General features: G+C 44.8%; 15 protein-coding genes. 5 read left to right on the top strand and 10 right to left on the bottom strand.

Going from position 1 to position 19,296, the window contains the following annotated elements; translation table 11 throughout:
• Positions 1–1,369: hypothetical protein (locus HF974_00940; protein ID MBC2696911.1), on the bottom strand; the 1,369-nt coding region annotated here is incomplete at its 3' end.
• A 95-nt stretch (positions 1,370–1,464) separates the two neighbouring features.
• Positions 1,465–4,116 (bottom strand): hypothetical protein, encoded by a 2,652-nt coding sequence (locus HF974_00935; GenBank protein ID MBC2696910.1) that lies wholly within the window; start codon positions 4,114–4,116, stop codon positions 1,465–1,467.
• Positions 4,117–4,723: 607 nt separating this feature from the next.
• Here HF974_00935 and HF974_00930 point away from each other — a divergent pair.
• The 5 genes from HF974_00930 to HF974_00910 all read left to right on the top strand — a co-directional run bounded on the left by HF974_00930 (position 4,724) and on the right by HF974_00910 (position 9,650).
• Positions 4,724–6,433, top strand: coding sequence for a hypothetical protein (locus HF974_00930; protein MBC2696909.1), 1,710 nt, complete (start codon positions 4,724–4,726; stop codon positions 6,431–6,433).
• Positions 6,433–6,921, top strand: a complete 489-nt coding sequence (locus tag HF974_00925) for a DNA-binding protein (GenBank protein MBC2696908.1) — start codon at positions 6,433–6,435, stop codon at positions 6,919–6,921. The genes HF974_00930 and HF974_00925 overlap by 1 nt, the downstream gene beginning before the upstream one ends.
• Before the next feature lie 53 nt (positions 6,922–6,974).
• Positions 6,975–7,589, top strand: coding sequence for an orotate phosphoribosyltransferase-like protein (locus HF974_00920; GenBank protein MBC2696907.1), 615 nt, complete (start codon positions 6,975–6,977; stop codon positions 7,587–7,589).
• A 329-nt stretch (positions 7,590–7,918) separates the two neighbouring features.
• Complete coding sequence (locus tag HF974_00915) at positions 7,919–9,382, top strand: hypothetical protein (GenBank protein MBC2696906.1); 1,464 nt, start codon at positions 7,919–7,921, stop codon at positions 9,380–9,382.
• 1 nt (position 9,383) lies between these two features.
• Positions 9,384–9,650, top strand: coding sequence for a hypothetical protein (locus HF974_00910; GenBank protein MBC2696905.1), 267 nt, complete (start codon positions 9,384–9,386; stop codon positions 9,648–9,650).
• A 13-nt stretch (positions 9,651–9,663) separates the two neighbouring features.
• Here the strand turns inward: HF974_00910 and HF974_00905 are convergent, their stop codons facing one another.
• The 8 genes from HF974_00905 to HF974_00870 form a co-directional block, all read right to left on the bottom strand.
• Complete coding sequence (locus tag HF974_00905; protein MBC2696904.1) at positions 9,664–10,824, bottom strand: MFS transporter; 1,161 nt, start codon at positions 10,822–10,824, stop codon at positions 9,664–9,666.
• Between the two features lie 9 nt (positions 10,825–10,833).
• Positions 10,834–11,622 carry a 5'/3'-nucleotidase SurE gene (surE, locus tag HF974_00900; GenBank protein MBC2696903.1) on the bottom strand — a complete coding sequence of 263 codons (789 nt, stop codon included), beginning with the start codon at positions 11,620–11,622 and terminating at the stop codon, positions 10,834–10,836.
• A 311-nt stretch (positions 11,623–11,933) separates the two neighbouring features.
• Positions 11,934–13,019, bottom strand: coding sequence for a DUF3344 domain-containing protein (locus HF974_00895; GenBank protein MBC2696902.1), 1,086 nt, complete (start codon positions 13,017–13,019; stop codon positions 11,934–11,936).
• Positions 13,020–13,048: 29 nt separating this feature from the next.
• Positions 13,049–14,494 (bottom strand): hypothetical protein, encoded by a 1,446-nt coding sequence (locus HF974_00890; GenBank protein MBC2696901.1) that lies wholly within the window; start codon positions 14,492–14,494, stop codon positions 13,049–13,051.
• The gene (locus tag HF974_00885) at positions 14,491–16,167 is read right to left on the bottom strand and encodes a DUF3344 domain-containing protein (protein ID MBC2696900.1); all 1,677 of its coding nucleotides are present in this window, start codon (positions 16,165–16,167) and stop codon (positions 14,491–14,493) included. Before HF974_00885 ends, HF974_00890 begins: the two co-directional genes overlap by 4 nt.
• Complete coding sequence (locus tag HF974_00880) at positions 16,164–17,648, bottom strand: DUF3344 domain-containing protein (protein ID MBC2696899.1); 1,485 nt, start codon at positions 17,646–17,648, stop codon at positions 16,164–16,166. Before HF974_00880 ends, HF974_00885 begins: the two co-directional genes overlap by 4 nt.
• Positions 17,649–17,665: 17 nt before the next feature.
• On the bottom strand, positions 17,666–18,094 hold the full coding sequence (locus HF974_00875; GenBank protein MBC2696898.1) for a hypothetical protein: 429 nt from the start codon (positions 18,092–18,094) through the stop codon (positions 17,666–17,668).
• Between the two features lie 218 nt (positions 18,095–18,312).
• Positions 18,313–19,296 (bottom strand): PGF-pre-PGF domain-containing protein (locus HF974_00870; GenBank protein MBC2696897.1); only part of this gene is annotated, 984 nt, incomplete at its 5' end.

Genomic DNA, 19,296 nt, shown 5'->3' with positions numbered 1-19,296 from the left:
CCTGCACAATAAGAGCATTTCCATCTCCTGAGGTTACATCAATTACCTGAATTACTGATGGGTCAAATGTAACATTGACATTACCTGAACCCAGGCCAGTCACATTTTTAACCATTAGTGATGTAAATGCATAGCCGTTTGGCGCTGCTGTAACATCTTCAACCAGTATGACTGGAAGTGTGGGAACAGGTGGTGTTGCTGTATAGTTTGCTGTTTCGTCATAGACGGTATTACCAGCTGCATCACTTGCTGAGATGTTCACTGTGTGGGTTCCGCTAATAGCTGTTATGGTTCCCTCCCATATGTCATCTCCATCAGTGTTGCTTAGAGACACACCGGCAGCAGTTACAGCAGTTACTCCGACATTATCCGTAGCATTGACGGTGACTGTAATATTATCACCGGTATTCGGATCAGTCGGATCCAGTGTAACTGAGTTGATCACTGGTGTTATATTATCAGCAAGTGGTGTTGTTGCTGTATAGTTTGCCGTTTCATAGGCAGTATTACCAGCGGCATCACTTGCTGAGATGTTCACTGTGTGGGTTCCGCTAATAGCTGTTATGGTTCCCTCCCATATGTCATCTCCACCAGCGTTACTTAGAGACACACCGTCAGCTGTTACAGCAGTTACTCCGACATTATCCGTAGCATTGACGGTGACTGTGATATTATCACCGGTTTTCGGATCAGTCGGGTACAGTGTAACTGAGTTGATCACTGGTGTTATATTATCAGCAAGTGGTGGTGTTGCTGTATAGTTTGCCGTTTCGTCATAGACGGTATTACCAGCTGCATCACTTGCTGAGATGTTCACAGTGTGGGTTCCTTCAATGGCTGTTATGGTTCCCTCCCAGGTATCATCTCCATCAGCGTTACTTAGAGACACACCGTCAGATGTTACAGCTGTTACTCCGACATTATCCGTAGCATTGACAGTGACTGTGATAGTATTACCGGTATTTGGATCAGTCGGGTCTAGTGAAACTGAGTTGATCACTGGTGCTATAGTATCAGCAGGTGTTGTTGCTGTATAGTTTGCTGTTTCGTCATAGACGGTATTACCAGCTGCATCACTTGCTGAGATGTTCACATTGTGGGTTCCTTCAATGGCTGTTATGGTTCCTTCCCAGGTATCATCTCCATCAGCGTTACTTAGAGACACACCGTCAACTGTTACAGCTGTTACTCCGACATTATCCGTAGCATTGACAGTGACTGAAATATCATCACCGGTATTTAGATCAGTCGGGTCTAGTGAAACTGAGTTGATCACTGGTGCTATAGTATCAGCAGGTGTTGTTGCTGTATAGTTTGCTGTTTCGTCATAGACGGTATTACCAGCTGCATCACTTGCTGAGATGTTCACTGTGTGGGTTCCTTCAATGAGGTGACAGCCAATTATGTGAACATCTCAGGGTTCAATGCAACAGGGCAACGGATTTCCCGCATGCTGGGATTTATCTAGGCGGTGTGGATTACTGCAACATCTCTGAGAACACCGCATCGAACAACTACGATGGCATCGAAGTGCATTCTTCGAGTAACTACAACACGCTCACGAGCAATACTGCAAGCTCGAACGACTACGAAGGCATCAAACTGGGCCATTCGAGCAACAACACGCTTACGAGCAACACAGCATCGAACAACTCCTACGGCATCGAACTGCATTCTTCGAGCAACTACAGCTGTTACTCCGACATTATCCGTAGCATTGACAGTGACTGAAATATCATCACCGGTATTTGGATCAGTCGGGTCTAGTGAAACTGAGTTGATAACTGGTACTGTGTTATCCAAAGTCGATGCCGTTGTAGCTGTATTGTTTACCCATGTTTGGTTGATATTGCCAGTAGTATCGACTGTTCTGGTACCAATCTCATGCGTAGTACCAGAAATAAGTGATGTAGCGTTATAGCACTGCACTCCACTGGTGACATTTTCCTGGAATACGCCGTCAAGATATACCAACACCTTTGAAAAATCTGAATCCACAGGATCAGTCCAGGTCCAATTGATATATGTCCTAGCATGGGTGATGTTCTGCAGATACGTGATACCTAGCGGCGGCGTGTTATCCGACATGACCAGCGGATGGTAGTCACCGCCGTTTTCGATATCGTCCGATGAGTTGTATGGGGTCAGGGTATCTCCAAGACCATCGCTATCGTTATCGACTCCGGCGTAGTCGCTCCAGTAGTTTCCGCCAAGGAAGAGTCCACCGATGATGTTCGTCCCGTTCGTCTTTGTCGTGTTCCAGATGTTACTTCCAGTGTCATCGTAGGCGTTGTTCGTGTTGTTGAAGTAGTTGTTATAGATCAGGTTGTCGCTCGAAGAGGACAGATAGATACCGCGATTGTTGTTCGAGCTTGCATTGTTGTTCGTAAGCGTGTTGCTACTCGAAGCGGACAGAAAGATGCCGTCGTAGTTGTTCGAGTTTGCGGTGTTGTCCGCAAGCGAGCTGTAGTTGCTCGAAGAAGACAAGTAGATGCCGTAGTTGTTCGAGTTTGCGATGTTGTTCGTGAGCATGTTGTTGTTCGAAGAATACAGGTAGATGCCGTTGTTGTCGTTCAAGTTTGCGATGTTGCTCGTGAGCGTATTGTTGCTCGACTTATGCAGGTAGATGCCATGGTCGCTGTTCAAGTCTGCGGTGTTATTCGTAAGCGTGTTGTTGTTCGAAGAATACAGGTAGATGCCGCGCATGTTGTTCGATGCTGTGTTATTCGATGCTGTGTTGTTGCTCGAAGAATACAGGTAGATGCCGTCGTAGTCGTTCGAACTTGCGGTGTTGCTCGTGAGCGTATTGTAGTTGCTCGAAGAATACAGGTAGATGCCGCTGTAGTTGTTCGAGTTTGCGGTGTTGCTCGCAAGCGTGTTGTTGCTCGAAGAATGCAGGTAGATGCCGCGGTTGTTGTTTGAGTTTGCGGTGTTGCTCGCAAGCGTGTTGTTGCTCGAAGAATACAGGTAGATGCCGCGGTTGTTGTTCGATGCTGTGTTATTCACAAGCGTGTTGTAGTTGTTCGAAGAATACAGGTCGATGCCGTAGTAGTTGTTCGATGCCGTGTTGTTCGTAAGCGTGTTGTAGTTGCTCGAATAGCGCAGGTAGATGCCGTGGGTGTTGTTCGATGCTGTGTTGTTCGCAAGTGTGTTGTAGTTGTTCGAAGAATACAGGTCGATGCCGTAGTAGTTGTTCGATGCTGTGTTATTCACAAGCGTGTTGTTGCTCGAATCGCCCAGGCAGATGCCGCGGTTGTTGTTCGAGCAGTTGTTGCCTGTGAGCGTGTTGTTGCTCGAATGGCCCAGTTTGATGCGTGCGTAGTCGTGCGAGCTTGCAGTATTGCTCGTGAGCGTGTTGTAGTTGCTCGAAGAATGCACTTCGATGCCATCGTAGTTGTTCGATGCTGTGTTGCTCGTAAGCGTGTTGTAGTTGCTCGAAAAATACAGGTAGATGCCGTGGGAGTTGTTTGATGCTGTGTTGTCCGCAAGCGTGTTGTTGCTCGAAGAATGCAGTTCGATGCCGTAGGAGTTGTTCGATGCTGTGTTGCTCCTAAGCGTGTTGTAGTTGCTCGAAGACTTCAGGTAGATGCCGTAGGAGTTGTTCGATGCTGTGTTGTTCGTAAGCGTGTTGTTGCTCGAATCGCCCAGGTCGATGCCGCGGTAGTTGTTCGATGCGGTGTTCTCAGAGATGTTGCAGTAATCCACACCGCCTAGATAAATCCCAGCATGCGGGAAATCCGTTGCCCCTGTTGCATTGAACCCTGAGATGTTCACATAATTGGCTGTCACCTCAAAGGCATGATCTGAAATTGACGTCACGTTCACAGTGACCACGCCTGCGCCCTCACCTCGAAGCGTGAGATGTGGTGTAGCGATATTTACTTTCGCAGTGTAGCTGCCAGCTGCAACACAGATCGTCTCGCCCGCGGTCGCATTATCGACCGCTGCCTGAATCGGTGTCGTGCTCGCGTTGAGCGCGCCGTTGTCACGCCACCAGCCAGACTGGTTGACGCAAATGTCGCCGCAGTCGCAAGAGATCGCGGCTGCTGTTGTTGTAGATATGATAATAAGTGCTAAGATCAGCAATATCGTTGTTATGATTGTTCGTATTCCCATTTTAATTCTCCCTTGTTCTTATGTCGCACCCTCTTCTGCACAGATTCGCAGAGCCAGTCTGCCTGAATGAGTGCCACACTTTAAACTATCACTCTCTGCTCATAAGTTTTGCGAATTTATGATACGAAATCTCATTCTTCTTAAAAAAAAGTCAGCATCACTACTCCCGCACGCCCTTGTGGTCTGGAGGCTGGCAGGCGCTTTCGTGGTGCCTCGCAGATGCAAGGATTTCCGGCGGTCCCAGGGTGTAAAGTGAACGTTGTATTGTTAGCTGTCAATGGTTGTTAAAATATATTAGTTATGAAATACTAAACTGCAAAGAACGAAAAGTCATGGCAGTAGAATCCTTTGCGCTTTTGCACCCTTTAGAAGCTGTCCAATGATCACTGAACTGGATTATGGGACCATACCTGTATAAAGGAGACCGTTACAATTTGTGTTGGTTAATCTAATTAAACCACAGATGAACACAGATGAACACAGATTTTCAGGTAGCGTATCCGCGTTTATCCGCGTTCATTTGCGGTTAGTTTGATAATACCAACATTTAATGTAACGGTCTCGTATAAAGTAATACTTTATATACAAATATAAAATATTAATTAATATGTCAAGTCTTATTTCCACTGCTTTTGAATTCGTGCCTATTGCTATTTTTTCAGCAATATTCTTCTTTATGGCACTATTCATTAAATACACCAATGGGTTAACCATTCGCTCTGTTGGTTCTGATATCTGCCTTGGTGCCCTGTTCATACAGATAACCTTGCTGGCTATGCCTGTATGGATGTCAGGGGAAGTGTCCATAAATATTGCCGCTCATATGGCTGTCACCATCGCAGCCCTGTTATTGTGGATCATCAGTGTCTGGCTGTTACAACGCAGGAAACCGTCACGGACCCGCTCGGCCAACATATACCAGAAGTTCATCGATTACCTGAAAAAACAGAGCAATATCAGGGAATCATTATCCTACGTACTTGGTGCATTCACTATTACTGCCAGCCTGATGATGGTACTGGACTTTATCAGTCTAAAACCTGCTACATGGAATTTGCAGGCTGTCCGGATAATACTGTTGGTGCCCGGTTCCGTGATAATTGGTATGGCAGGATACTATGTCTACAGGTATTTACAAAAGGAACAGCTAAACCAAACATTTGAGAGATTTTACAAGGAGATCACAAGGGATAACATATTGATAACTGTCCAGTCCACAGGCACACGGAAGTATGACCGTGACCCCACCCAGCCCATAGTGGACATTATCAGGGGTTCTATCATGGGGGGTGTGCTAGGTCCACCAATATTCGGCCTGGAAATACTAAAAAACAGTTGTATAGAATTACTGACCACTTCCAAAATGAGGCGCCAGAGCCTTGACCGGGTCACGTCACATTTTATTTCACAAATTGATGAAATAGGTAAACTTTCACTTAAAATGGATGAAGACGAATCCGCAGCCAGGTCCATCAGGATCATAGGTGAGATAGGGGAGTGTGCCATATCCAGGGGTATTGAGGTTCCGATAGAGGATATCCTGCGAAGGCTTTTCGAATATTATTATGTTCTGCAGTTAAGAGGATATGATATTATGAAAATGACAATAATCGATGCCATCAGCCGGATAGGTTCGACAGCTGCTGCCCATGGTATTGAATCCATCCCGCCAAGGTCCGGTGATATGCTGGGGACCATTGGAGCCTCATCTGTAAGAGACAAGGACAGGAGTGCAATAAAGGAAATAAGTACGGCTTTATTTATTATCGGAAAGGAATCGGCTGCCAATTCACTGGAAAGTTCTGTTAAACAAACTGCCCTGAAGCTGCGTGATATAGGTGTGGCTGCCGTGCAAAATAACATGGCACAAGAGGCAAACCAGATAGTATCCTACCTGGAAGTTAAGGGTACGATAGCAGCATCCAATAAGCTGGAACTGGGAACCGAACAGGCTATCTGGTCGATTAAGGATATTGGAGTGGCCTATGGGTACCAGCATATGGAAACCAGCATCAATACGGCATTGAGTGCCCTGGAAAACATTGGTATGGAATCATCATCAAAAAAGCTGGATGATGCAGTGGACCAGGCCCTCTGGTCACTAAAAGAAGTTAGCAGATATGCTATCGCTGATGGTCTTGATTCTTCTATAAAACAGTCGGCCCGGTCTTTTGCCAGGCTGGCTATACCGGAGGAAGATAAAGTTACAGCCACTGTGAAGGACATCAGGAAGTATTTCGATGCAGATGAGGCTGAGCGGTTCAGCAAGTTCGAGCGGGAATATACATCGGCACTAAAGGTGGCAGGGACCCACTGATGAATGATAAAGTATATGTTATCGACACCTCGGGTTTTATAGCCCAGGTGGAGTTCAGGGACGGAACCACTGTCACAGTACCGACAGTGGTTGATGAGATCATGGATAGTACATCAAGGCTGAGGTTCGACCTGCTAAAAGATGCAGGGCTCAGGGTTGAGCTTCCTGATGGAGCCTGCAGGGAAAAGGTGCGGTCGGCAGCGATTTCCACAGGAGATGCAAGTGTCTTGTCAGTGACTGATGTGGATATCCTTGCAAAGGCCCTGGAACTGAAAAGTGGGTATGGGGTGATCCTGGTCACTGATGATTATGCTATACAGAATGTGGCTGCCAACCTTGGAATTGAATATATGACCGCTGCCACGTCAGGGATTAAGAAAAAGGTTGTGTGGGAATTAAAGTGTAAAGGATGCGGTAATGTAGTGGAATCTGGCGATGAATGTCCCATCTGCGGTTCAAGGGTCAGACGGCGGCGGATCAAACGCTGACGTTTGGGATTAATTTTATATTGTTACAGACTGAATAAAATAAAGGTATTGTTATGAAGAACATTAGAGACTTGATCCAGAAAGCTTTAGAACTTCAGCAGAGCGGACTGTCAGAGGGACAGATCGCAGATGAACTTAATGTTTCCAGGGAGACTGCCACCTGGCTGCTGGCACATTCACCAAAAGGGGATGTCACCCAGGCACCCAAGGATATCTATGTGAACTGGAGCAGCATTGGCAGGAGTTCCAGACGACTGGGATTAATGTCCAGTGCCCTGTGCGATTTGGTATTTGGATGTCTTGAGAATCCAGGCACTGACATTGAGGTTGTGGTGGGAGTGGCTTTGAGTGGAGTACCCATAGCCAGCCTGATAGCAGAAGAACTGAATGCCGAGCTTTCTGTGTTCCAGTCAAACAAGCAATCATCCGGTGGTTCAGGCGGTATGCTGTCCCAGAACTTCTCCAGGGTTTCCGGAAAGAAGTGTATTATTGTGGATGATGTTGTCACTACCGGCAGTACCATTAAAGAAGTAATTTCAATCCTGAAAAGCAAAAAAGCCATCCCCACTGCCATCGGTGTACTGATCGACAAGAAAGGATTTGATTCCATAGAAGGTGTACCTGTTTGTTCACTGCTCAGGGTATCAAGGGTAGATAAGATCGAATAGGCGGTTATGGGGGCAGGCAAGCATTATTCTTTTTTACCTGTCTTCTATCCTTGAATTCCTTTTTGAAATTCCCTGAACTTCCCACCAACATTCCCTTAACTTAAATGTCGATACAAATAATTCAAAATATTTATTATAATACAGTACTATGGATAAATATCAATATAAATCATGAAAAACTATTGAATAAAGATTTATAAATCATTTACTGATGTAATAAAGCTTTAAAAATAGAATAGTTAAAAGTATATTTATATTTTCCACAGCCAGAAGTAGGTTCAATGAAATAAAAGAACTTCAGTTAATAACCACAAAGGGAAGAAAATGTAATGAATGAAAAAAAGAACACACTAATGATCGTGGCGTTTGCAAAGGCTACGGTCATAATGTTACTCCTGGGGTTGTTTGCTCCAGCACTTGCTTATGCTGATACACCCCATGAACAATACCAGGCTTTTAAAGAACAATATCAAATATCCCAGGAACGGGTCCGTGACGCCCAGCAGTCCTATCAGGACTCAAAGGAGAAATTCCTTGATGCCAAGGCACATCTGGAAGATTCAAGGACCAGCGGGACGATCTTTGGCCTGAAAAATGCCACCAGGGTCTTTTTACTCCATACCATTGACTATATCATCATACGTCTGGAGGTAATGGAAGACTGTGCAATAAAGGCTGAAGGCAGCGGATTTGCGCCATTTATAGCATCTGATAATACAAAGGATTACATAGACCAGCTTGAAGGCATGAAAGACGATGTTGAAGCCGCTGAGACCAGGGAAGAGTTTCAGGCAATTTTCAACGAGATAAGGGATATCTGGCAACATGCCAATCTGGAATCAAGGTATTTCATTCTTGGTACAGCAAATAACAGGGTCGATTCATTCCTAAAACGTGGTGAATCCATTTCAGACCGTATCAAAGCCGAGATTGAAAGGTTAGCAGATGCAGGCGTGGATACCACCGAACTGGAGCGGCTCCAGTATGAATATAACGATGCACTAAAAGATGTAGAAAACAGTTACAATAAAGCAACACAGCTTTTCGATGAACACAATGGGTTCGATGATAGCGGGGTTTTTGAAGATGCTGAAGATGCAGGGGGGTTCCTTGATGAAGCCAGCGGTCTTATGGGAGAAACACAACAGCAGCTCAAGGACGGCAATTCAGTGTTACGTGAGATATTTTCCGAACTAAAAGAGCACAGACACGGCTCTGCAGACCTGAGCGGTACTGGCAAATTGATCGCTTCAGGGGATGGTAAGGCCACAATGTCAGGTGATATGGAGGCAAAGATCAGTGCCAGGGGCGGGATACTGACGATCACTGACTATGACGGCAATGCTGAAGTAGATGTTACAGGATACGGGACCAAGGAATATATTGGTGATGGCATTGTCAGGTACAGCGGGTTTGATGGAACTGCCGGTATTAGCGGTAGCAGTGTTACTGTTGAGATACTTGGTGATGACATTGAGCTTACTGCAGAGGGGATAGGCAGTGTAATACTCAGAGGATATGGCACATATGACGTAGAAAAGGACGGTTGCCATACATCAAGTAATGATTGGGCGCCGCCACATGCAGAGGATATGAACCAGAATCATGCAGGGGATATGAACCAGGATCAAGCAGGGGATATGAACCAGGATCAGGCAGGGGATATGAACCAGGATCAGGCAGGGGACATGAACCAGGATCAGGCAGGGGACATGAACCAGGATCAGGCAGGGGATATGGACCAGGATCAAACACCTGATGAGAACTCTGCTGTGGATACGGGAGGCAGCTAACATGAGGATAAGAAACTTTGCCATACTTTCCATCTTGTTAGCGGGTCTGGCAGTATCCGGATGTACAGGTCCATCAGAAGAAATACCTGCAAGTCCGCCTGCATCCCCAACAAGCACAGCAACCCCCACACCTGCTCAGACTGGAGATGTCATGGACAGCGAGATATCGACAATCGAGCTGGATATGACTGAACTGGATGCCCTGCTGGCAGATATGGAAAGAATGCAGGATATGAATTTTACTCAACTGGAAGGGCTTGATTTTTAACGCCCTTCCCTTTTTACTTTTTTAGTGCTCCCATTGGCAGGAATACCATTGCCATCAGCAGGATGCCATTTACAACAAACACTCCGCTGTAACCCTGGGTAGACCCGTTATATCCCAGAGATGACAACACCAGCCCGCTAATGAGTGGAACCAGTGCAAGCCCGGCATAGGTACAGGTATTGAAAATCCCCATGGCCAGTCCTTTTTCGATCTTCAGGTATGCTACACCGGTGACAAGTCCCACCAGCCCCAGTCCCGAACCGGCACCCATCAGAGTCAGGCCAATGGGATGGAACACCGCCGCCAGTGCACCCGCACCGGTAATGACCATACCTGCCCTGACAAGAATATCCCTCTGCACCTGCAGCCTGCCTGCTATCAGGGATGTGACAATTGCACCTAAATAAATACTGGCCAGATATGCGCCCAGTACACCTTTCTGCAGTGAACCAAGACTGAAATCAGGGTACAGGGCTATTAATACACCGCTACTGCCGAATAAAATAAATGACAGCAGCCATATCTGTGAATACTCGGGATGTATGAGCATTTTCCTTGACCTGAGTATCACGGACGCCACCTCACTTTTCTTTGATACTGTTTCACCGTAGCCGTTATTGATCAGTACCATAAGGGATATCATGAACGTAGGGACCAGCAGCCCCTCGAACAATATCAGGCCGTTTTTTATTCCTGTGGATACCAGTATCCCGGCCAGCCCCATACCTGCGGCCAGACCCAGATTCAGCAGGGAATTGAACTCGCCGATATACTGTCCGGATTGCCTGGAATTTGATAACATTGCAAAGGCGGCAGGGAAGAACGCTCCACATCCCATACCTTCCACGAACCTGGCTATGACTATCACCCATACATTATCAGATGCAATAATAGCAGCACCTGATATTAATGTCAATATGAGTCCGATGATGATGAATAACCTGTTGCCGTAGGCATCAGCCAGTACACCAAAAGGTATCATGGTCAGTAGTGCACCTATGAAATATGATGAGAATATCAAGCTGGAAGCGGCTCCGTTTGCCAAAAGTGTGCTGTCTGATAGTTCCGGAAGGATGGGGATGGCAGCATCCGAGAGCCCCATTATCATAAAGACCGACGTATACAGCATTATGCGGTCAAGCAGCTGAGCGTATGGTTTTTCTTTCGTTTTCATATTTCACTCTCAAAATAAATCTTCGATTATTTTAAAATCTACCCTGGCAGTGGAATCTAGTGAAATGGGTGTAACTGAAATGTGTCCGCATTTCATAACAGCATGCACGTCCGTTCCCTCCTCTGCATCATGTATCAGGTCTCCGTCGATCCAGTAGTACGGCCTGCCCCTGGGATCATGGCGTTCCTGGACTGATGTCCTGAATATCTTACGGGCCAGCCGTGTGACCTGGATGTCAGTGTCGGGGGTTGCATGCCTGGGTATGTTGATGTTCAGCATGTCCACACCAGGTGGAAGACCGTTTTGCAGCATCTTTTTAGCGATATTGTTCACAATCTTCTTGCCTACCTTAAAATCATATTCATAGGAGCGCAGGTCATCGAACTTATCACCTTCATCCAGTACCTGTATAGAGGCAGCGATGGCAGGTATGCCGTAACTGGCAGCTTCCAGGGCCGCGCCTATTGTGCCTGATGTGGTTACGGTATCGGTACTGATGTTCTCCCCGATATTGAAACCTGAAACTACAAGGTCTGGCATTTGTTTCATTATTGAGAATATTCCGAGTATCACGGCATCGGTGGGTGTCCCGCCAACAGCGAAAGCCTTCATCCCGTCCACACCTGCTTTGTTTATCCTCAGTGGCTCGAAGATGGAAATACTGCGACCCACGCCGCTTTTTTGCATGGAAGGTGCCACAACGGTAACGTGCCCCAGGTCCCGGACTGACTGGTAGGATGCCTTGATCCCGGCAGCATAGACGCCGTCGTCATTGGTTACAAGTATCTGCTTGGTCATATTATTCCTGGGGTATTTGATAGTATTAATATTGATTAAACTATCTGTTAACGATTATTTTTCTGAAAAAATTTCGTTTTTACACTGCTATCATTCTACTATGAGTTAAAAAGGTGTGTGTATCATTTTTTTAATTGTATATAATCTCGTATATATGATCAGTGCATCTGACCTTGATGAGTGACTTTTTTAAATAATTTATTTGTCAATATGAGTTAATTTTGAGTTTCAGGATTAATGTACCGTCAGGGGAACAAAGACTGCCTTAGTGCTCCATCAAATGCTTAAGGAGATTTTACAGCATCAGTTCATCAGTCGTCCTTATCTTTCTTTTTACATTTCCTGAATGTTAGTAAAGAGATAATTAAGATCAGTGCAATTGCGGGCATTACTTCAAATCCAGGGATGCCGTTTGATGCCGATGCCCCTTCTGCTGATTGTTCTAAAGAGATAGATGTCGATACCCCCTCGGTAGGAGGCTCTATTTCAATTACGAGAAATGAGCCTGATGGAACCGCATAATCTTCAACAGCCTGGAACTGTATAGTATTCTTGCCTTTTGTCAGATGCCCGGTAATGTCCCGCATATCAATATCCAGATCAGGATGGGGTGTACCGTCGCAGATGCCTGACCAGTTCATATCGTTAACCCATAACCTATTCGCATCCCAATTGCCTGACTGGACAATGGTCCACAATGTAGCCTTCTTTACCGGACCATGTGAAATTGTGGGAGTCATCATCTCAGCGATCGTCTGGTCAGCCGTAGTGTAGGTCGATGAGCCATCATCCTCCAGCCCGGAATTGAGCATATCACATCCTTCATTGATCCAGTATTCGATGTCTGTTCCTTCCTCATCGGTATAGACTACAAGCAAACCCACACCGTTCATACAGAAGAATGAACGATCCGGCCCGGTATTTTCTACCACTGCCGTAAAACTACCGCTTTTTGATATATGGTCGGTCACGTCGTATGACCATGTGCCAGCAGGATAGTCATATATTCCCCACCCCTTTCTGTCAATATACTGTTTGTCCGGGTCAAGCTCAACTCCGTCCAGGGTCAATTTCATATCAGGATACCTACCGGTTGAGCCTTTGGCACTCCAGGTCCAGTAATTATATAGTCGCGCAAACTTTACTACTGCACCTTCAGGTAAAGATACCGGATTATGTACAGTAAAAGTGTCACCAGTCCACAGCTTCCCGCTATAATCACTGTCTCCTGCTGTGTAGGTCAATCCGCCTTTAATAGTGTCATGGCTAAAAGTTGAAAGCGGTTTATCGGCTGCATATCCATTTATTTCCGGTTCCTGCGCTGCTGCCGTAACTGTTAGTAAGCTCAGCAATATTATGCATAAAATTATGTTTCTTTTAAGTATATTTAATTCCATTAACTAATTCACTCCTTCTGCCCATAATATTAACGTCCCCGTTTTACTTCCCACTCCTTCATTTGTTCCGGAACATTTAATGATACATATGGATTTTTAACAATGTTTTTAACAACCGTCACATTAAATGATTCCAATGAATTTCCATCAATCCCAAGTCCCTGCTTATGCAGATCTCCTGTCTCAGCTACATTGGCTGTAACAAGTATCTTGCACGAACCGTAATTCTTGATTGTGATATCACTTCTTTCGCTTGTATCTCCAGGCGCCAATTTTCCAAAGTCCAGCTTATCAGGGGTCACTTTGGTAGAAATCGCCGAACGTATGGTTACACTCATTAATATTTCCGGAGAGTTTTCGTTATTCCCCACAATAACATCATCGGGTGTAGGGGATGGCTCTGGAAAATCTTTCTCTAAAAAAGATACACCCTGGTAAACAGCGATTACATTATCCGAATCAGAACTATTGGTGTAATTCGTTCCCCAGAGGTTCCAGGTTACATGTGCATCCGGCACCCGGTGTGCTCCAACTTGTTCGGGAATCATCTGGTATGAAACCACTTTTCTCTCATGAGGTGCCAGGATAAAATTCCAATTCAAATCCTGTTTATTGTCTGTTACCGTTCCATCGATCAAAGTAAAAAACATCGGCAGGACATCATCCAATCTGATCCTGACCGGTCGGGATTGAATATTCTCCACACTTATGGAAGTATATACGGTTTGTCCCAGACTTACTTCGTTTGTTATACTTTTATATATTTCAATAGGTTGTGTAATACTGATTGAATCTGATTCTGTCAGGAAATCCTGAACCCCGTGAGCATTGGTCCAGCTCATATTTACTGATATATTATAGAATCCTTTATGCAAAGTAGCCGGAAACCTTAGCTTGATCTCCTCAGACCGGTATGTTCCATCTTCAAGACTAAAACCAGATGGCAGGTCTACTTGATCCACAAGGCCATCCGTATCAACATTCAGATGAATATCATCTACCTTTACCTCTCCAATGTTTCTGATCTGCATTGTGGTGATTACTTGGTCATCAGTCAAGTATTCATCCTTATCTGTGGAAATGCTCAGAGCCATAAACCTTGAATCCTTTGAAGATTTTTCAGTGGCAAACATGATTTCAGCCTGGGGGGAATGAACATTGCCACACATCGGAAGAATCCTTTGATCTGTAACATTTATGCCCTTAAATCTAATTTTTTCGTTATCCATGTAAAACCAATTTGAATCATTATTCATAAGAACAGTATTCCCGATAAATAATCCATTACAATATACATTTAATGCAACCATGCCGTATCCATCGAATTCAACCACGTTTATTGTATAATCTCCTTTTGAGACAACAGGATTTTCCATACTTAGTGTAAAGGTTGCACTGTCCCATTCAGTGGCAGAAGCAATTGGAAATGCAATTGTGATAATCAACAATGTACAAAAAATTATCTTTCTCCTCATTTCAATCTCTTCCTCCACCAATATACGGCAGCTATTGAAACAATGATAATTAGTACACCAAGTCCGAAAAATAATCTGCCAATTTTATCAACAGGAGCCTTGACAACTGTCATGGCAGTATCAATTATACCTTTACTTTCCTCCAATGGTATGCTTTCCGATTCCCCACTCGGGTGTACCAGTGATTTAACAAGTACGAATTCTGTTGCTGAATTATTTGCACCATCCACTGCATTTACAATGATCTTATTATATCCATAATATAGTGAAACAGGCGCACTCCATTTCTTACCCGAAAGAATGACAGGTGCTCCGTTTACTAAGACTGAGATATTTTTACTTGTGTCCTCAATGGTTCCGCTGACCGTAATGACATCTGTGTCTACAATTTCCCCATCTTCGGGCAGATCTATTTCGATTTCAGGAGGCGTAAAATCAATGACATTCACGGTCAGGGGCGTGTTATTGTTATTTATCTCGCACAACTCTGCTTTTTTATCATTGTAGTCGGCATAGACCCACAGCACATGTTCCCCTTCGCGATCCGGTTTCCAGGTGAAATCCACGGTTTTGTTTCTATCCACCGCAAGCGATGATATGGAAGCCGTAGAAACTACTTCACTGTCCACATACAGGGCAGCCTGGAAACCGTAAGCTGGGTCATCGCCGATATTTTCTATTGTGGCAGAGATGGTATTGGTGCTCCCTGTGTACAGAATAGGAACTGCAACATTGGAAACTGTCAGATCCGAATCTCCTTCTTCTTCCGTATGCAGGCTCAGCACAGCCAAGACAGGATGCACATAATCCTCATCTCCCAGTTCGAACGTTGCCTTATTTGCTTCTTTTTCAATGTAGTCTATCACATCAAAGGTTTTAATATCAAAACTCTGCTTTGAGTTTGCAATATCATCACAGTTGTCTCCATCACATAATTTTTCATCATTAAAATAGAGGTAGTCGTTCAAACCAGGTGTACCGGTTAGGTATACTACTGTAAGCCGGGCTGCGGCAAACGTATCCACATCTACCGTACCTGCAAACTCTGCCAGTGCTTCATCATTCGTTGCATACTCACCTGACCAGCCTTCACCGTGCAGGTTTACATTCCCATCATTGATCCAGTATTCTACCTCCTCGCCGTCTGATTCTTCATAAACTGCCACAAGCACAACTCCATACATCCTGCCGTCGATTTCGCCGCTGGTCGTTACCACGGCATCGATAGGGCCGGAAGTAGTATTATCAGTGACATCATAGTATATCCAGTAGACTCCGTGACTAGAACAGTAGACATTGGAATTAGTGTCAGCTTCACCTTCAAGTTCCAGGGTCTCCAATTCTTTATCGTTGAAAGTTACAGCTACGCTGCCAGTATTTTCTTTTTTGCCACCCCATACACCCACATACAATCTTGCCCATTTTACTTCTCCCTCAGGGACATTGAAAGACTGGGTATAGGGAGATAAGCCGACTCCATGACCTCCATCGATATATACACCACCTTTGACAGAGCCTTGTTCTACCTCTTCGAGTTCATCTGTTTTAGGAAAGCCGTCGAACTCATAATCTGCAATTGCCATGTTGACCGATAATAATAGCAGCACGGCTATCACGGCACATGAGAGAAATATGCGTGCTATTTTTTTATTATCATTATGAAATTGTTTCATGATTTTTGTTGCCTTTGAAGTAATAGAACACCACCTGCTCCAATGACTGATAATACTAGTATTATACCCAACTTTATTCCTGAATTTGACACTGCGGCATGAAGAGGCACCTTGATATCGCTGCCCACACAGAAATCAGAAGAAGGTGGGGACGCAGCAACATATACTTTGAGATCGTACTCCCCATTTGCAGACAGGTGCGGCTTTAATTTTAATTTTACCTCTTTCTTCTCATTGCCGCTCAGATTGAAATTATCAGGTAAAATATCAAACCAGTCAACATAATCTTCATCCACGTATACCTTATAGCTTGAAACTTCGGTGCCGGTATTTACCACGAACAGTGAACCAGTATCTGAACCACCAACCTGCACACTGAAATTCAAGTTGCCAGGAGTGACACTGGTAAGCATTTGTGCATTACTCTGCCACTCTGGTACAAGGATATCAATGTCAGGTGTGTCCGGTGTAACCTCCAGTGACTCAAGTGGCAGGATTTGCTTATCCGGATGCACCGTCTGGCTTGCTGCGGCGGGTTCTGAGCTTTGCTTAACAATAAGTACAGCCCCAACAGGGCAAAGAATACTGTCTTCACCCCGGTCATACAAAACCACATTATCCCGGACCAGACTGCGGGTAACGTCCCATTTTTCCAGATCAAAGCATGCGCCTCTCCATATGTTGCCCTGATCATCAGTCCCAGATCCATCTGATGCGTCCTCAGCTATAAGATCCAAGTTTAACCACAGAGAATCATGTGGCTCCGGCTTACTCTCTTCGCTGCCCCATATATATGCTGTCCACAAGGTGGCAGTGGTCACATTATTCACCTCAGTGATATCTGCGAATGTAGTGTTTGTGGTGTTGTGATGCCAGGTGAACGGTGGATGATTGCCGTGTAAGAGGGGATTTCCTTCATTGACCCAATATTCTATTAACTCAGGACTATCTCCCCCTTCAAATACTGCGATAAGCATAATACCCCATGATTTGGTGTTGAGGCCAACCCTTGAACCAAGATCTGCCGTAGCCGTATTAATGCCATTCACGATCCATTCATCCACATTATCATAATATGCCCAGCACATGCCATGATCATCAGTTTTATAGTTTGAGTACACCTTAGAATTATTGGTAAGATCAGTATAATTGCCCAGGAAATGTCCGTTCAAGGAAAGATTTAACCATGGGGTATCTTTCGCACTTACATACAGCCGTGCCCACTTCACGGTTCCATTTGGTACTGTGAAGTTCTGGGTATAGCTGGTTGTGTACTCCATGCCGTGCCCGCCGCCAACGTATATGCCGCCATTAACTGTACCGTGCTTGATTGTGTGCAACAAAACACCGTCAGGGTTCCACCTTTCCGTTTCTGTATGCACGGTTGACACAGCCAGCACAGGATGTAAAGATAATAGCTGCAGCACAGCTATCATGATGATTACAAGAAATATATGTGGATTTATTTTTTTTATTGTCATTGAATAATTTCACACGTTTATTTTTTTCTAATAATATAGCCCACTCCAGCACCGACAATTATTATTAACAATATGGTTAGCATAATTCCTGAATTTGATACTTTGGCATGAACTGGTATCTTGATGCCATGACCTATACTAACATCTGAAGATGTGGAGGAAACAACCACATAAGCCATGAAATTGAAATCACCTGCAGCAGATGTCTGTGGTTTCAATGTTAAAATCACCTCTTTGTTCTCATTTGCACTCAAAGTGAAGTTATCGGGCGAGATATCAAACCAATCAGCATAATCTTTATCCACATATACTTTATAGTTTGATACTTCGGTGCCGGTATTTATCACGAACAGCGATTCAGTATCTGAACCCCCGATCTGTGCAGTGAAGTCCAAATTACCAGGAGTAACGCCTACTCCAAAAGCTGATACAATTTGTGTAAACATCAAATAAAGTATGATATACCTCAACATTTTTATTAACATTTTCTATTCCATCATAATTCAATATTCCGAATATGATATAGAACTTGCTAAAAAAAACACCTGCCCATCCTATGCCAGAACAACTCCATATTCTGCTGGGGCATATTAAGCATAGCAATCCAATAGCCGCCAATGCATCGGATGTGCAGATGTTTTACGACCGATCTTACCTTATCTTATCATTTTTTCCGCAATAGTTGCACTGCTATCAACAAGATTGACAACCCTGCAAATAGACTGAACCCAGGAATTCCCCCATCATCAGTTGGTGTCGGGGTTGTCTCCGCTGTTACTGTGGGTTCTGGAATAATACCTTCGCCTCCGAGTTCTTCCTCAAACTCTTTACCTGTTACAGCAAATGGCGAGAATCCTGGTGTTTCAGCTTCAAATTGCAAGCTATTGGAATCCTCGGAAATCTTCCTGGTCACCAGCTCATGCCATGTATCATCGCTGTAACGATAAAGGGCTATTGATGTTTCATCGATATTGTTTTCAGTGATCCATGATTTATCTACTGTGAAAACAACAGTGGCATCGGCAATATTCCTCTTTGTTCCCCATCCAGCGTTCCCGACCCATATGTTCAGGTTCTTATATACTATGTCTAACGGGGGATTATCTACCAATGCAGAGGTGTCTTTAAGTATCTCTACCTTCGTAGCAATTTTTCCGGCACTTTTCAGACTAGTGAATTTAACAAATTGCACTATGTTGCATTCCAGTTCAAAACTGTAGCTAATATCAGAGTTTTGATTTACATATTGCCGGTTTGTTTCGGAACTTGCTATGTTCCCGTACAGTTCGCCAGAAGCACCGCCACCGCCACTGCCACCGCTGCCGCCGTTGCTGGGTGGGGTGGGGTCTGGTGCTCTGGTCTGCAGGCATGCGAAGACTGGGGCAAAGCCGTTGCTGGTCCTTTCCTGGAATTTGACCACTTCATCAGTGCCAGATGCGGTTATGTCACTCTTGTCCACAGCACCTCTGTTGATACCGAGTGGATAGTTCCAACCACAATCAGGTACTCCGGCAATGCAGTCCCATGCTCCTACCTCCCATGAACCAGTATTGAACTGTTGCGATTCGCTTCCGGATGCTACGGCATCGACTGTAACAGTAAGCATATTCGCTGTTGCAATGAGGTTGGGATCCACATCTGTGAGTGT

Source organism: ANME-2 cluster archaeon (assembly GCA_014237145.1).
Taxonomy (GTDB): Archaea; Halobacteriota; Methanosarcinia; order Methanosarcinales; family Methanocomedenaceae; genus Methanocomedens_A.
The sequence above is the reverse complement of the archived record's forward strand: the minus strand, read 5'-3'. Positions and strand labels throughout refer to the sequence as shown.

What these genes read in the sequence shown, in the direction of transcription:
- surE (MBC2696903.1), bottom strand. Translation starts at nt 11,622, where the DNA reads ATGACCAAGCAGATACTTGTAACCAATGACGACGGCGTCTATGCTGCC.
- HF974_00920 (MBC2696907.1), top strand. Translation starts at nt 6,975, where the DNA reads ATGAAGAACATTAGAGACTTGATCCAGAAAGCTTTAGAACTTCAGCAG.
- HF974_00925 (MBC2696908.1), top strand. Translation starts at nt 6,433, where the DNA reads ATGAATGATAAAGTATATGTTATCGACACCTCGGGTTTTATAGCCCAG.
- HF974_00935 (MBC2696910.1), bottom strand. Translation starts at nt 4,116, where the DNA reads ATGGGAATACGAACAATCATAACAACGATATTGCTGATCTTAGCACTT.
- HF974_00930 (MBC2696909.1), top strand. Translation starts at nt 4,724, where the DNA reads ATGTCAAGTCTTATTTCCACTGCTTTTGAATTCGTGCCTATTGCTATT.
- HF974_00875 (MBC2696898.1), bottom strand. Translation starts at nt 18,094, where the DNA reads ATGTTTACACAAATTGTATCAGCTTTTGGAGTAGGCGTTACTCCTGGT.
- HF974_00910 (MBC2696905.1), top strand. Translation starts at nt 9,384, where the DNA reads ATGAGGATAAGAAACTTTGCCATACTTTCCATCTTGTTAGCGGGTCTG.
- HF974_00915 (MBC2696906.1), top strand. Translation starts at nt 7,919, where the DNA reads ATGAATGAAAAAAAGAACACACTAATGATCGTGGCGTTTGCAAAGGCT.
- HF974_00880 (MBC2696899.1), bottom strand. Translation starts at nt 17,648, where the DNA reads ATGACAATAAAAAAAATAAATCCACATATATTTCTTGTAATCATCATG.
- HF974_00890 (MBC2696901.1), bottom strand. Translation starts at nt 14,494, where the DNA reads ATGAGGAGAAAGATAATTTTTTGTACATTGTTGATTATCACAATTGCA.
- HF974_00905 (MBC2696904.1), bottom strand. Translation starts at nt 10,824, where the DNA reads ATGAAAACGAAAGAAAAACCATACGCTCAGCTGCTTGACCGCATAATG.
- HF974_00885 (MBC2696900.1), bottom strand. Translation starts at nt 16,167, where the DNA reads ATGAAACAATTTCATAATGATAATAAAAAAATAGCACGCATATTTCTC.
- HF974_00895 (MBC2696902.1), bottom strand. Translation starts at nt 13,019, where the DNA reads ATGGAATTAAATATACTTAAAAGAAACATAATTTTATGCATAATATTG.